We start from the raw sequence: 578 nt of genomic DNA, 5'->3' as shown, positions 1-578 counted from the left end.
GGCGGCCGTACGGGGTCCCGCCGAGCGCGTCGAGGGAGCCGAGGCCCCGCCAGGACTGGTAGACGCCGGTGACCGCGAGGACGGTCACGGAGGCGAGGGCGAGACGGGAGTAGCGGTGCACGGTCGTGGCGGGGAGGGTGTCGCGGCGCAGGCAGGCGAGCAGCGCGGCGAGGCCGCCCAGCCAGGCGGCCATGGCCAGCAGGTGCAGGACCGAGGAGGCCATCGCCACCGGTACCTGGATCCCGGCGGAGGCGTGCTCGGCGGCGGCCCAGGTGAGGGCGAGGCCCACGGCGAACACCGCGTGCGGCCAGGGCATCCGGCGCCTGGGCAGCCCTGCGAGCAGCAGGAGGAGGGCCAGACGGCACAGCAGGGCCAGCCCGGGGCGGCCGGTCGCGGTCCGTTGCAGGCCGTCCGGGTCGAGGGCGGTCCACGGGGCCGTGCCCGTCTCGTAGGGGGCACGCAGGGCGAACAGGGCGAGGGTCGTCGCGAGCAGGGTCCACCAGCCGGTGGTGAGCAGCCCGCGCAGGGGGCGGGTGTCGGGCGGGCTGCTCACCACCGGCTGGTGGACCCTGCTCGCG

Annotated in this window: 1 protein-coding gene; it reads right to left on the bottom strand. The window is 77.3% G+C overall.

What is annotated here, in order from left to right:
* Positions 1-553: copper resistance D family protein (locus CCN42_RS37675; RefSeq protein WP_422641253.1), on the bottom strand; the 553-nt coding region annotated here is incomplete at its 3' end.
* Between the last annotated feature and the right edge of the window lie 25 nt (positions 554-578).

Origin of the sequence: Streptomyces glaucescens (assembly GCF_002154375.1) — a bacterium.
Lineage (GTDB): Bacteria > Actinomycetota > Actinomycetes > Streptomycetales > Streptomycetaceae > Streptomyces > Streptomyces glaucescens.
This window is presented reverse-complemented; position numbering and strand designations above follow the sequence as displayed.